Below are 13,885 nucleotides of genomic sequence, written 5' to 3'. Positions count from 1 at the left end.
AGAGATGGAAGTTCGTGAACTGCTGTCTCAGTACGATTTCCCAGGCGACGATACCCCAATCGTTCGTGGTTCTGCTCTGAAAGCGCTGGAAGGCGAAGCTGAGTGGGAAGCGAAAATCATCGAACTGGCTGGCTTCCTGGATTCTTACATCCCAGAACCAGAGCGTGCGATTGACAAGCCATTCCTGCTGCCAATCGAAGACGTATTCTCCATCTCCGGTCGTGGTACTGTTGTTACCGGTCGTGTAGAGCGCGGTATCATCAAAGTTGGCGAAGAAGTTGAAATCGTTGGTATCAAAGAGACTGCGAAGTCTACCTGTACTGGCGTTGAAATGTTCCGCAAACTGCTGGACGAAGGCCGTGCTGGTGAGAACGTTGGTGTTCTGCTGCGTGGTATCAAACGTGAAGAAATCGAACGTGGTCAGGTTCTGGCGAAGCCAGGCTCAATCAAGCCACACACCAAGTTCGAATCTGAAGTGTACATCCTGTCCAAAGACGAAGGCGGCCGTCATACTCCGTTCTTCAAAGGCTACCGTCCACAGTTCTACTTCCGTACAACTGACGTGACCGGTACCATCGAACTGCCAGAAGGCGTTGAGATGGTAATGCCAGGCGACAACATCAAGATGGTTGTGACTCTGATCCACCCAATCGCGATGGACGACGGTCTGCGTTTCGCAATCCGTGAAGGTGGCCGTACCGTTGGCGCGGGCGTGGTTGCTAAAGTTCTCGGCTAATCGCTGATAACATTTGACGCAATGCGCATGAAAAGGGCATCATTTGATGCCCTTTTTGCACGCTTTCACATCAGAACCTGGCTCATCAGTGATTATTTTTGTCATAATCATTGCTGAGACAGGCTCTGCAGAGAGCGTATAATCCCTAAAGGGATTATTTCGATTTGGCTCGCCTCGCAATCGCGGGGTGAAATTATTTGTAGAATTCTTCTGACAGGTTGGTTTATGAGTGCGAATACCGAAGCTCAAGGGAGCGGGCGCGGCCTGGAAGCGATGAAGTGGGTCGCTGTTGCCGTGCTGCTGATTGTGGCAATCGTTGGCAACTATCTTTATCGTGACATGATGCTGCCGCTCCGCGCGCTGGCAGTGGTGATTCTGATTGCTGCAGCGGGCGGTGTCGCGCTGTTGACGACTAAAGGTAAAGCAACCGTTGCTTTTGCACGTGAAGCGCGTACCGAAGTCCGTAAGGTCATTTGGCCGACTCGCCAGGAAACATTGCACACCACGCTGATCGTAGCGGCGGTTACCGCTGTAATGTCACTGATCCTGTGGGGACTGGATGGTATTCTGGTTCGCCTGGTTTCCTTTATTACTGGCCTGAGGTTCTAAGATGTCTGAAGCCCCTAAAAAGCGTTGGTACGTCGTTCAGGCGTTTTCCGGTTTTGAAGGCCGCGTAGCAACGTCGCTGCGTGAGCATATCAAATTACACAACATGGAAGAGTTATTTGGCGAAGTTATGGTTCCGACCGAAGAAGTGGTTGAGATCCGTGGCGGCCAACGTCGCAAAAGCGAGCGTAAATTCTTCCCGGGTTACGTGCTGGTTCAGATGGTGATGAACGACGCGAGCTGGCACCTGGTGCGCAGCGTACCGCGCGTGATGGGCTTTATCGGCGGCACGTCTGACCGTCCGGCGCCAATCAGCGACAAAGAAGTTGATGCGATTATGAACCGCCTGCAGCAGGTGGGTGATAAGCCGCGTCCTAAAACGCTGTTTGAACCGGGTGAAATGGTCCGTGTTAGCGACGGTCCGTTTGCTGACTTTAATGGCGTCGTTGAAGAAGTGGACTATGAGAAGTCCCGCCTGAAAGTTTCTGTTTCTATCTTCGGTCGTGCGACCCCGGTAGAGCTGGACTTTGCGCAGGTCGAAAAAGCCTAAGCAGCGATCAAAAAAGCGGCGATTTAATCGTTGCACAGGGCGCGAGATTGGAATACAATTTCGCGCCTTTTGTTTTTATGGGCCCCGGCCCGTAAAACGAATTTTATTCACGGGGAGCCTCACTGAGGCGCTATCACCCAATCAGAGGATTTTAGAATGGCTAAGAAAGTACAAGCCTACGTCAAGCTGCAGGTTGCAGCTGGTATGGCGAACCCAAGTCCACCAGTTGGTCCAGCTCTGGGTCAGCAGGGTGTGAACATCATGGAATTCTGTAAAGCGTTCAACGCCAAAACCGAATCCCTGGAAAAAGGTCTGCCAATCCCAGTCGTAATCACTGTTTACGCTGACCGTTCTTTCACTTTCGTTACCAAAACCCCTCCAGCAGCAGTTCTGCTGAAGAAAGCGGCTGGTATCAAGTCTGGTTCCGGTAAACCGAACAAAGACAAAGTGGGTAAAATTTCCCGCGCTCAGCTGCAGGAAATCGCGCAGACCAAAGCTGCCGACATGACTGGTGCCGACATTGAAGCGATGACTCGCTCAATCGAAGGTACTGCACGTTCCATGGGCCTGGTAGTGGAGGACTAAGAAATGGCTAAACTGACCAAGCGCATGTCCGTGATCCGTGACAAAGTTGATGCGACCAAACAGTACGACATCAACGAAGCTATCGCTCTGCTGAAAGAACTGGCAACTGCTAAGTTCGTTGAAAGCGTTGACGTTGCCGTTAACCTCGGCATCGACGCGCGTAAATCCGATCAGAACGTTCGTGGCGCAACTGTACTGCCACACGGTACTGGCCGTTCCGTACGTGTAGCTGTATTTGCTCAGGGTGCAAACGCTGAAGCTGCTAAAGCTGCTGGCGCTGAACTGGTAGGTATGGAAGATCTGGCTGATCAGATCAAGAAAGGCGAAATGAACTTTGACGTTGTTATTGCTTCTCCAGATGCAATGCGCGTTGTTGGCCAGCTGGGCCAGGTTCTGGGTCCACGCGGCCTGATGCCAAACCCGAAAGTTGGTACTGTAACTCCTAACGTTGCTGAAGCGGTTAAGAACGCTAAAGCAGGTCAGGTTCGTTATCGTAACGACAAAAACGGCATCATCCACACCACCATCGGTAAAGTGGACTTTGACGCTGACAAACTGAAAGAAAACCTGGAAGCTCTGCTGGTTGCGCTGAAAAAAGCAAAACCAACTCAGGCGAAAGGCGTGTACATCAAGAAAGTTAGCATCTCCACCACCATGGGTGCAGGTGTTGCAGTTGACCAGGCTGGCCTGAGCGCTGCTGCAAACTAATGCCTTTACGTGGGCGGTGATTTTGTCTACAATCTTACCCCCACGTTTGCTAACGAAAGTTAGCGGCTAAAAGATTTGTTCGTTGGAGCCTGGCCTAATCCAGGCCTCCGTCGAAGACCGCAGGTGTTTCGCAAGAGACTTAATCCCCTGCGTAGACGGTGACAGAACGCTAAGATTATTTTTGGATACTCTGGCTTGTTTCTGCTCACCGTATTAAGACGCTCTTTCCGTTGGGAAGAGTGAAGTGAGTTCCGGAACATGAGTTCCGGCAAACATCCAGGAGCAAAGCTAATGGCTTTAAATCTTCAAGACAAACAAGCGATTGTTGCTGAAGTCAGCGAAGTAGCCAAAGGCGCGCTGTCTGCAGTAGTTGCGGATTCCCGTGGCGTTACTGTAGACAAAATGACTGAACTGCGTAAAGCAGGTCGTGAAGCTGGCGTATACATGCGTGTTGTTCGTAACACCCTGCTGCGTCGCGTAGTTGAAGGTACTCAGTTTGAGTGCCTGAAAGACACGTTTGTTGGTCCGACCCTGATTGCATACTCTATGGAACACCCGGGCGCTGCTGCTCGTCTGTTCAAAGAGTTCGCGAAAGCGAATGCAAAATTTGAGGTCAAAGCTGCAGCCTTTGAAGGTGAGTTGATCACGGCATCGAACATCGATCGCCTGGCAACCCTGCCGACCTACGAAGAAGCAATTGCACGCCTGATGGCAACCATGAAAGAAGCTTCGGCTGGCAAACTGGTTCGCACTCTGGCTGCTGTTCGCGATGCGAAAGAAGCTGCTTAATCGCAGTTATCTTTATAAAGCATTTGCTTACGTATAAACTTATTCTGATTTTCAGGAACAATTTAAATGTCTATCACTAAAGATCAAATCATTGAAGCAGTAGCAGCTATGTCCGTAATGGACGTTGTAGAGCTGGTTTCTGCAATGGAAGAAAAATTCGGTGTTTCTGCTGCTGCTGCTGTAGCTGTAGCTGCGGGCCCGGCTGAAGCTGCTGAAGAAAAAACTGAATTCGACGTAATTCTGAAAGCTGCTGGCGCTAACAAAGTTGCTGTTATCAAAGCAGTACGTGGCGCAACTGGCCTGGGTCTGAAAGAAGCTAAAGACCTGGTAGAATCTGCTCCAGCTGCGCTGAAAGAAGGCGTGAGCAAAGACGACGCAGAAGCACTGAAAAAATCTCTGGAAGAAGCTGGCGCTGAAGTTGAAGTTAAATAAGCCAACTTTTCTGGTTGCAGCCTAAGTAATTAGGCTGATGGCTGGTGACTTTTTAGTCACCAGCCTTTTTGCGCTGTAAGGCATCAGTAGCATTTCACACTGTTTGACTGCTGATTGTCCTGACAATGCATGTTTCTATCGACGACTTAATATATTGCGACAGGGTGCTCGCTCTGTGTAAATCGCGACGAAATGATTTAAGCGTGATAGCAACAGGTATTGCGGAAAGTATTCAATTTTCCGGTCCACAAAATGGTGTTGCACAAACTGTCCCTTCGTCGGACAGATGGGTCGACTTGTCAGCGAGCTGAGGAACCCTATGGTTTACTCCTATACCGAGAAAAAACGTATTCGTAAGGATTTTGGTAAACGTCCACAAGTTCTGGACATTCCATATCTCCTTTCTATCCAGCTTGACTCGTTCCAGAAGTTTATCGAGCAAGATCCTGAAGGGCAGTACGGTCTGGAAGCAGCCTTCCGCTCCGTGTTCCCGATTCAGAGCTACAGCGGTAACTCCGAGCTGCAGTACGTCAGCTACCGCCTTGGCGAACCGGTGTTTGACGTTCAGGAATGTCAGATCCGTGGCGTGACCTATTCCGCACCGCTGCGCGTAAAACTGCGTCTGGTGATCTACGAGCGCGAAGCGCCGGAAGGCACCGTAAAAGACATTAAAGAACAAGAAGTCTACATGGGTGAAATTCCACTCATGACTGACAACGGTACTTTCGTTATCAACGGTACTGAGCGTGTTATCGTTTCCCAGCTGCATCGTAGCCCGGGCGTCTTCTTCGACAGCGATAAAGGTAAAACACACTCTTCCGGTAAAGTACTGTATAACGCACGCATCATTCCTTACCGTGGTTCATGGCTGGACTTCGAGTTCGATCCAAAAGACAACCTGTTTGTCCGTATCGACCGTCGTCGTAAACTGCCTGCAACCATCATTCTGCGTGCACTGAACTATACCACTGAGCAGATCCTGGACCTGTTCTTTGAGAAAGTGATCTTTGAAATCCGCGACAACAAGCTGCAGATGGAGCTGGTGCCGGAACGTCTGCGTGGTGAGACCGCGTCGTTCGACATCGAAGCCGACGGCAAAGTGTATGTGGAAAAAGGTCGCCGTATCACCGCGCGCCACATCCGCCAGCTGGAAAAAGATGATATCAAACTCATCGAAGTTCCGGTTGAGTACATTGCAGGAAAAGTAGCCGCGAAAGATTACGTTGACGAGTCAACGGGTGAGCTGATCTGCCCGGCGAACATGGAGCTGAGCCTGGATCTGCTGGCTAAGCTGAGCCAGTCTGGCCACAAACGTATCGAAACGCTGTTCACCAACGATCTGGATCACGGTGCGTATATCTCTGAGACTATTCGCGTCGACCCAACCACCGATCGTCTGAGCGCGCTGGTAGAAATCTACCGCATGATGCGTCCTGGTGAGCCACCAACTCGCGAAGCGGCGGAAAGCCTGTTCGAGAATCTGTTCTTCTCCGAAGACCGCTACGATCTGTCCGCGGTTGGTCGTATGAAGTTCAACCGTTCTCTGCTGCGCGACGAAATCGAAGGTTCCGGTATCCTGAGCAAAGACGACATCATCGAAGTGATGAAGAAGCTCATCGATATCCGTAACGGTAAAGGCGAAGTGGACGATATCGACCACCTCGGCAACCGTCGTATCCGTTCCGTAGGCGAAATGGCGGAAAACCAATTCCGCGTTGGCCTGGTACGTGTAGAGCGTGCGGTGAAAGAGCGTCTGTCTCTGGGCGATCTGGATACCCTGATGCCTCAGGATATGATCAACGCCAAGCCGATTTCTGCAGCAGTGAAAGAGTTCTTCGGTTCAAGCCAGCTGTCTCAGTTCATGGACCAGAACAACCCGCTGTCTGAGATTACGCACAAACGTCGTATCTCTGCACTCGGCCCAGGCGGTCTGACCCGTGAGCGCGCAGGCTTTGAAGTTCGAGACGTACACCCGACGCACTACGGTCGCGTATGTCCAATCGAAACGCCTGAAGGTCCAAACATCGGTCTGATCAACTCCCTGTCCGTGTACGCACAGACGAACGAATACGGTTTCCTTGAGACCCCGTATCGTAAAGTGACCGACGGTGTTGTAACCGACGAAATTCATTACCTGTCTGCTATCGAAGAAGGCAACTACGTTATCGCTCAGGCGAACTCCAACCTGGATGACGAAGGCCACTTTGTAGAAGATCTGGTTACCTGCCGTAGCAAAGGCGAATCCAGCTTGTTCAGCCGCGACCAGGTTGACTACATGGACGTTTCCACCCAGCAGGTGGTATCCGTCGGTGCGTCCCTGATCCCGTTCCTGGAACACGATGACGCCAACCGTGCATTGATGGGTGCGAACATGCAACGTCAGGCCGTTCCAACTCTGCGCGCTGATAAGCCGCTGGTTGGTACCGGTATGGAACGTGCTGTTGCCGTTGACTCCGGTGTTACTGCAGTTGCTAAGCGTGGCGGTACCGTTCAGTACGTCGACGCATCCCGTATCGTTATCAAAGTTAACGAAGACGAGATGTATCCGGGCGAAGCAGGTATCGACATTTATAACCTGACCAAATATACCCGTTCTAACCAGAACACCTGTATCAACCAGATGCCTTGCGTATCTCTGGGTGAGCCAGTTGAGCGCGGCGACGTGCTGGCAGACGGCCCGTCCACCGACCTCGGTGAACTGGCGCTCGGTCAGAACATGCGCGTAGCGTTCATGCCGTGGAACGGTTACAACTTCGAAGACTCCATCCTCGTCTCCGAGCGTGTGGTTCAGGAAGATCGTTTCACCACCATCCACATTCAGGAACTGGCATGTGTGTCCCGTGACACCAAGCTGGGGCCAGAAGAGATCACTGCTGACATCCCTAACGTGGGTGAAGCTGCGCTCTCCAAACTGGATGAATCCGGTATCGTTTACATCGGTGCGGAAGTGACCGGCGGCGACATTCTGGTTGGTAAGGTTACGCCTAAAGGTGAAACCCAGCTGACGCCAGAAGAGAAACTGCTGCGTGCAATCTTCGGTGAGAAAGCGTCTGACGTTAAAGACTCTTCTCTGCGCGTACCAAACGGTGTTTCCGGTACGGTTATCGACGTTCAGGTCTTCACCCGTGACGGCGTGGAGAAAGATAAGCGTGCGCTGGAAATCGAAGAGATGCAGCTCAAACAGGCTAAGAAAGACCTGTCTGAAGAACTGCAGATCCTCGAAGCGGGTCTGTTCAGCCGTATCTATGCGGTGCTGGTTGCCGGTGGCGTTGAAGCTGAGAAGCTCGACAAACTGCCACGCGATCGCTGGCTGGAACTGGGCCTGACCGACGAAGAGAAACAAAATCAGCTGGAACAGCTGGCTGAGCAGTATGACGAACTGAAACACGAGTTCGAGAAAAAACTCGAAGCGAAACGCCGCAAAATCACTCAGGGCGACGATCTGGCACCAGGCGTGCTGAAGATTGTTAAGGTGTATCTGGCTGTTAAACGTCAGATCCAGCCTGGTGATAAGATGGCAGGTCGTCACGGTAACAAGGGTGTTATCTCTAAGATCAACCCGATCGAAGATATGCCGCACGATGCTAACGGTACGCCGGTAGATATCGTACTGAACCCGCTGGGCGTACCGTCTCGTATGAACATCGGTCAGATCCTGGAAACCCACCTGGGTATGGCTGCGAAAGGTATCGGCGACAAGATTAACGCCATGCTGAAGCAGCAGGAAGAAGTCGCGAAACTGCGCGAATTCATCCAGCGTGCCTACGATCTGGGTACCGACGTGCGTCAGAAAGTCGACCTGAATACCTTCAGCGATGAAGAAGTGCTGCGCCTGGCTGAGAACCTGAAAAAAGGTATGCCAATCGCAACGCCGGTCTTCGATGGTGCGAAAGAAGCTGAAATTAAAGAGCTGCTGCAACTGGGTGGTCTGCCAACGTCTGGTCAGATTACGCTGTTTGACGGCCGTACCGGTGAACAGTTCGAGCGTCCGGTAACCGTAGGTTACATGTACATGCTGAAACTGAACCACCTGGTCGACGACAAGATGCACGCTCGTTCTACCGGTTCTTACAGCCTGGTTACTCAGCAGCCGCTGGGTGGTAAGGCACAGTTCGGTGGTCAGCGCTTCGGGGAGATGGAAGTGTGGGCGCTGGAAGCATACGGCGCGGCATACACCCTGCAGGAAATGCTCACCGTTAAGTCTGATGACGTGAACGGTCGTACCAAGATGTATAAAAACATCGTGGACGGCAACCATCAGATGGAACCGGGCATGCCAGAATCCTTCAACGTACTGTTGAAAGAGATTCGTTCGCTGGGTATCAACATCGAACTGGAAGACGAGTAATTCTCGCTCAAACAGGTCACTGGTGCCGGGTTAACCCCCGGCACCGGATTGTGCTAACTCCGACGGGAGCAAATCCGTGAAAGATTTATTAAAGTTTCTGAAAGCGCAGACTAAAACCGAAGAGTTTGATGCGATCAAAATTGCTCTGGCTTCGCCAGACATGATCCGTTCATGGTCTTTCGGTGAAGTTAAAAAGCCGGAAACCATTAACTACCGTACGTTCAAACCTGAGCGTGACGGCCTTTTCTGTGCGCGTATTTTCGGGCCAGTAAAAGATTACGAGTGCCTGTGCGGTAAGTACAAGCGCCTGAAACACCGTGGTGTGATCTGTGAGAAGTGCGGCGTTGAAGTGACCCAGACCAAAGTGCGTCGTGAGCGCATGGGCCACATCGAGCTGGCGTCTCCGACCGCTCACATCTGGTTCCTGAAATCTCTGCCGTCCCGTATCGGTCTGCTGCTGGATATGCCGCTGCGTGATATCGAACGCGTTCTGTACTTCGAATCTTATGTGGTAATCGAAGGCGGGATGACGAACCTGGAACGTCATCAGATCCTGACTGAAGAGCAGTATCTGGACGCGCTGGAAGAGTTCGGTGACGAATTCGACGCGAAGATGGGTGCGGAAGCTATTCAGGCCCTGCTGAAGAGCATGGATCTGGAGCAAGAGTGCGAGCAGCTGCGTGAAGAGCTGAACGAAACCAACTCCGAAACCAAACGTAAAAAGCTGACCAAGCGTATCAAACTGCTGGAAGCGTTCGTTCAGTCTGGTAACAAACCAGAGTGGATGATCCTGACCGTTCTGCCGGTTCTGCCGCCAGATCTGCGTCCACTGGTTCCGCTGGATGGTGGTCGTTTCGCAACGTCCGATCTGAACGATCTGTATCGTCGCGTTATCAACCGTAACAACCGTCTGAAACGTCTGCTGGATCTGGCTGCGCCGGACATCATCGTACGCAACGAAAAACGTATGCTGCAGGAAGCGGTAGATGCCCTGCTGGATAACGGTCGTCGCGGTCGTGCGATCACCGGTTCTAACAAACGTCCTCTGAAATCTTTGGCCGACATGATCAAAGGTAAACAGGGTCGTTTCCGTCAGAACCTGCTCGGTAAGCGTGTTGACTACTCCGGTCGTTCTGTAATCACCGTAGGTCCATACCTGCGTCTGCATCAGTGCGGTCTGCCGAAGAAAATGGCACTGGAGCTGTTCAAACCATTCATCTACGGCAAGCTGGAACTGCGTGGCCTGGCCACCACCATCAAAGCCGCGAAGAAAATGGTTGAGCGTGAAGAAGCTGTCGTTTGGGATATCCTGGACGAAGTGATCCGCGAACACCCGGTACTGCTGAACCGTGCACCAACCCTGCACCGTTTGGGTATCCAGGCATTTGAGCCAGTCCTGATCGAAGGTAAAGCTATCCAGCTACACCCGCTGGTTTGTGCGGCATATAACGCCGACTTCGATGGTGACCAGATGGCTGTTCACGTACCGCTGACGCTGGAAGCCCAGCTCGAAGCGCGTGCGCTGATGATGTCTACCAACAACATCCTGTCTCCAGCGAACGGTGAGCCAATCATCGTTCCTTCTCAGGACGTTGTATTGGGTCTGTACTACATGACCCGTGACTGTGTTAACGCCAAAGGCGAAGGCATGGTGCTGACTGGCCCGAAAGAAGCTGAGCGTATTTACCGCGCTGGCCTGGCCTCTCTGCATGCGCGCGTTAAAGTGCGTATCACCGAATACGAAAAAGATGAAAACGGCGAATTCGTTGCGAAAACCAGCCTGAAAGACACGACCGTTGGCCGTGCGATTCTGTGGATGATCGTACCGAAAGGTCTGCCTTTCTCCATCGTCAACCAGGCGCTGGGCAAGAAAGCGATCTCCAAAATGCTGAACACCTGTTACCGCATTCTGGGTCTGAAGCCGACCGTTATCTTCGCTGACCAGACAATGTATACCGGCTTTGCTTATGCAGCGCGTTCAGGTGCATCTGTTGGTATCGATGACATGGTCATCCCAGAGAAGAAACACGAGATCATCTCTGAAGCGGAAGCCGAAGTTGCTGAGATCCAGGAGCAGTTCCAGTCTGGTCTGGTTACCGCGGGCGAACGCTATAACAAAGTTATCGATATCTGGGCAGCGGCGAACGATCGTGTATCCAAAGCGATGATGGATAACCTGCAGACCGAAACCGTGATTAACCGTGACGGCGTAGAAGAGCAGCAGGTTTCCTTCAACAGCATCTACATGATGGCCGACTCCGGTGCGCGTGGTTCCGCAGCACAGATTCGTCAGCTGGCAGGTATGCGTGGTCTGATGGCGAAGCCAGATGGCTCCATCATCGAAACGCCAATCACCGCGAACTTCCGTGAAGGTCTGAACGTACTCCAGTACTTCATCTCCACGCACGGTGCTCGTAAAGGTCTGGCGGATACCGCACTGAAAACAGCGAACTCCGGTTATCTGACGCGTCGTCTGGTTGACGTTGCGCAGGATCTGGTTGTGACCGAAGACGATTGTGGCACCCTCGAAGGTATCACCATGACCCCGGTTATCGAGGGTGGTGATGTTAAAGAGCCACTGCGCGATCGCGTTCTGGGTCGTGTGACCGCGGAAGACATTCTGAAGCCGGGTACTGCAGACATTCTGGTTCCACGTAACACGCTGCTGCACGAGCACTGGTGTGACCTGCTGGAAGCGAACTCTGTTGACTCAGTGAAAGTGCGTTCCGTTGTATCCTGTGACACCGACTTTGGTGTATGTGCGCACTGCTACGGTCGTGACCTGGCGCGTGGCCACATCATCAATAAAGGTGAAGCAATCGGCGTTATCGCGGCACAGTCCATCGGTGAGCCGGGTACACAGCTGACGATGCGTACGTTCCACATCGGTGGTGCGGCATCTCGTGCGGCTGCTGAATCCAGCATCCAGGTGAAAAACAAAGGTAGCATCAAGCTCAGCAACGCGAAGTCTGTTGTTAACTCTGCAGGCAAGCTGGTTGTGACCTCTCGTAACACCGAGCTGAAACTGATCGACGAATTCGGTCGTACCAAAGAGAGCTATAAAGTGCCTTACGGTGCGGTTATGGCGAAAGGTGATGGCGAGCAGGTTGCCGGCGGTGAAACCGTTGCAAACTGGGATCCACACACCATGCCGGTTATCACCGAAGTAAGTGGTTTCATCCGCTTTACTGACATGATCGACGGCCAGACCATTACTCGTCAGACCGACGAGCTGACCGGTCTGTCTTCTCTGGTGGTTCTGGATTCTGCTGAACGTACTACCGGTGGTAAAGATCTGCGTCCTGCGCTGAAAATCGTTGATGCTCAGGGTAACGACGTTCTGATCCCTGGTACCGACATGCCTGCGCAGTACTTCCTGCCGGGTAAAGCGATCGTTCAGCTGGAAGATGGCATTCAGATCGGTGCGGGTGATGCTCTGGCGCGTATTCCACAGGAATCCAGCGGTACCAAGGACATCACCGGTGGTCTGCCACGCGTTGCGGACCTGTTCGAAGCACGTCGTCCGAAAGAGCCTGCAATCCTGGCTGAAATCAGCGGTATCATCTCCTTCGGTAAAGAGACCAAAGGGAAACGCCGTCTGGTTATCACTCCAGTAGATGGTAGCGAACCGTACGAAGAGATGATTCCTAAGTGGCGTCAGCTCAACGTGTTCGAAGGTGAACGTGTAGAACGTGGTGACGTGGTTTCCGATGGTCCAGAAGCGCCGCACGACATTCTGCGTCTTCGTGGCGTACACGCGGTAACGCGTTACATCACCAACGAAGTGCAGGACGTTTACCGTCTGCAGGGCGTTAAGATTAACGATAAGCACATCGAAGTTATCGTTCGTCAGATGCTGCGTAAAGCAACCATCGAAAACGCAGGCAGCTCTGAGTTCCTGGAAGGCGAGCAGGTTGAATACTCACGCGTCAAGATCGCTAACCGCGAACTTGAAGCGAACGGCAAAATCGGTGCGACCTTCTCGCGCGATCTGCTGGGTATCACCAAAGCGTCTCTGGCAACCGAGTCCTTCATCTCTGCAGCATCGTTCCAGGAAACGACTCGTGTCCTGACCGAAGCCGCTGTTGCTGGTAAGCGTGATGAACTGCGCGGTCTGAAAGAGAACGTTATCGTGGGTCGTCTGATCCCGGCCGGTACCGGTTATGCGTACCACCAGGATCGTATGCGTCGTCGTGCTGCGGGCGAACTGCCAGCTGCACCGCAGGTGACTGCTGAAGATGCATCCGCGAGCCTGGCAGAACTGCTGAACGCAGGTCTGGGCGGTTCCGACAACGAGTAATCGTTGAGTCGCTAATAAAAAACCCGCCTCGGCGGGTTTTTTTACATCTGCATGTTTTCAATTCACCAGCGGGATCCGACGATAAAGCTCAATCATATCGCCCGCCAGATCCTGAATGACCATCGCGTTCATCAGGTGATCCTGAGAGTGAACGGTGATCAGGTTAACCGGAAGCTTCCCGGTTCCCTCATCAAGACCGATAAGCTGCGTCTGGATCGTGTGCGCATGCTTCACATATTCACGCGACTCTTCCATCGCTTTTTCAGCTTCGTCAAACTCACCTTTACGCGCCATCTGTAACGCCGTCAGGGCCGCACTGCGCGCCGCGCCTGCGTTGACCAGCAGTTCCATAATCGTGGTTTCTAAGTCTTCCATTATGATTCCAGAAGTTTGAGCGCTTTTTCCAGTACGGCATCACCTTTCATCATGCCGTAATCCATCATGTCGATCACCGCGACCTTTTTACCTAGCGGCTCGGCCTGTGCCTGGAGTTTGGCCTGCTCGTATTTAACCTGTGGCCCCAGCAATACGATGTCGGCCGTCGCGATGTTGTCTTTAAACTCCGCAACCGGAACGGCTTTAATCGTGACTTCAACCCCTTTTTTCTGCGCGGCGTCTTTCATACGTTGAACCAGCATGCTGGTTGACATTCCCGCTGCACAGCATAAAACGATGTTCTTCATAATCAGCCTCGATCTACATGTGTTTATTGATAATTATCCCGTGCAGACCGCTTCAACAACCGGTTTACCGCGATTGTGTGTCAGGCATCACAAAGAAACCGGCGATTTTATGAAACCGGTTACAATTTTGCATTGTCGGGTACCCGGT

General features: G+C 52.3%; 11 protein-coding genes. 9 read left to right on the top strand and 2 right to left on the bottom strand.

From position 1 onward, the window contains the following. The 9 genes from BM007_RS22605 to rpoC all read left to right on the top strand — a co-directional run. Positions 1–736, top strand: a 736-nt coding sequence (locus BM007_RS22605; RefSeq protein WP_090421149.1) for an elongation factor Tu, incomplete at its 5' end; no start/stop codon positions are given. Between the two features lie 225 nt (positions 737–961). Next, positions 962–1,345 (top strand): preprotein translocase subunit SecE, encoded by a 384-nt coding sequence (secE, locus tag BM007_RS22600; protein ID WP_014068449.1) that lies wholly within the window; start codon positions 962–964, stop codon positions 1,343–1,345. A gap of 1 nt (position 1,346) precedes the next feature. After that, a complete protein-coding gene (nusG, locus tag BM007_RS22595) occupies positions 1,347–1,892 on the top strand; it encodes a transcription termination/antitermination protein NusG (protein WP_002438628.1) in 546 nt (181 codons plus the stop codon). A 156-nt stretch (positions 1,893–2,048) separates the two neighbouring features. Continuing rightward, a complete protein-coding gene (gene rplK / locus BM007_RS22590) occupies positions 2,049–2,477 on the top strand; it encodes a 50S ribosomal protein L11 (protein ID WP_008503452.1) in 429 nt (142 codons plus the stop codon). Positions 2,478–2,480: 3 nt separating this feature from the next. Next, positions 2,481–3,185 carry a 50S ribosomal protein L1 gene (gene rplA / locus BM007_RS22585; RefSeq protein WP_006810530.1) on the top strand — a complete coding sequence of 235 codons (705 nt, stop codon included), beginning with the start codon at positions 2,481–2,483 and terminating at the stop codon, positions 3,183–3,185. Positions 3,186–3,476: 291 nt separating this feature from the next. Next, positions 3,477–3,974: a 50S ribosomal protein L10 gene (gene rplJ / locus BM007_RS22575; protein ID WP_005132895.1), complete on the top strand. Its 498-nt coding sequence runs from the start codon at positions 3,477–3,479 to the stop codon at positions 3,972–3,974. Positions 3,975–4,040: 66 nt separating this feature from the next. Beyond that, on the top strand, positions 4,041–4,406 hold the full coding sequence (gene rplL / locus BM007_RS22570) for a 50S ribosomal protein L7/L12 (RefSeq protein ID WP_002445276.1): 366 nt from the start codon (positions 4,041–4,043) through the stop codon (positions 4,404–4,406). A gap of 319 nt (positions 4,407–4,725) precedes the next feature. Further along, complete coding sequence (gene rpoB, locus BM007_RS22565) at positions 4,726–8,754, top strand: DNA-directed RNA polymerase subunit beta (RefSeq protein WP_024908260.1); 4,029 nt, start codon at positions 4,726–4,728, stop codon at positions 8,752–8,754. A 76-nt stretch (positions 8,755–8,830) separates the two neighbouring features. Then, complete coding sequence (gene rpoC / locus BM007_RS22560) at positions 8,831–13,054, top strand: DNA-directed RNA polymerase subunit beta' (protein ID WP_023309968.1); 4,224 nt, start codon at positions 8,831–8,833, stop codon at positions 13,052–13,054. Positions 13,055–13,111: 57 nt separating this feature from the next. Here the strand turns inward: rpoC and BM007_RS22555 are convergent, their stop codons facing one another. After that, positions 13,112–13,429, bottom strand: coding sequence for a PTS lactose/cellobiose transporter subunit IIA (locus BM007_RS22555; protein WP_008503455.1), 318 nt, complete (start codon positions 13,427–13,429; stop codon positions 13,112–13,114). Further along, complete coding sequence (locus BM007_RS22550; RefSeq protein ID WP_023334100.1) at positions 13,429–13,737, bottom strand: PTS sugar transporter subunit IIB; 309 nt, start codon at positions 13,735–13,737, stop codon at positions 13,429–13,431. The genes BM007_RS22555 and BM007_RS22550 overlap by 1 nt, the downstream gene beginning before the upstream one ends. Positions 13,738–13,885: the final 148 nt, after the last annotated feature.

This window comes from Enterobacter sp. NFIX59 (genome assembly GCF_900113755.1).
GTDB lineage: Bacteria > Pseudomonadota > Gammaproteobacteria > Enterobacterales > Enterobacteriaceae > Enterobacter > Enterobacter pseudoroggenkampii.
The sequence above is the reverse complement of the archived record's forward strand: the minus strand, read 5'-3'. Positions and strand labels throughout refer to the sequence as shown.

Coding starts and splice junctions, on each gene's coding strand:
- nusG (WP_002438628.1), top strand. CDS start 1,347: ATGTCTGAAGCCCCTAAAAAGCGTTGGTACGTCGTTCAGGCGTTTTCC.
- rplL (WP_002445276.1), top strand. CDS start 4,041: ATGTCTATCACTAAAGATCAAATCATTGAAGCAGTAGCAGCTATGTCC.
- BM007_RS22555 (WP_008503455.1), bottom strand. CDS start 13,429: ATGGAAGACTTAGAAACCACGATTATGGAACTGCTGGTCAACGCAGGC.
- rplK (WP_008503452.1), top strand. CDS start 2,049: ATGGCTAAGAAAGTACAAGCCTACGTCAAGCTGCAGGTTGCAGCTGGT.
- rpoB (WP_024908260.1), top strand. CDS start 4,726: ATGGTTTACTCCTATACCGAGAAAAAACGTATTCGTAAGGATTTTGGT.
- rplJ (WP_005132895.1), top strand. CDS start 3,477: ATGGCTTTAAATCTTCAAGACAAACAAGCGATTGTTGCTGAAGTCAGC.
- BM007_RS22550 (WP_023334100.1), bottom strand. CDS start 13,737: ATGAAGAACATCGTTTTATGCTGTGCAGCGGGAATGTCAACCAGCATG.
- secE (WP_014068449.1), top strand. CDS start 962: ATGAGTGCGAATACCGAAGCTCAAGGGAGCGGGCGCGGCCTGGAAGCG.
- rplA (WP_006810530.1), top strand. CDS start 2,481: ATGGCTAAACTGACCAAGCGCATGTCCGTGATCCGTGACAAAGTTGAT.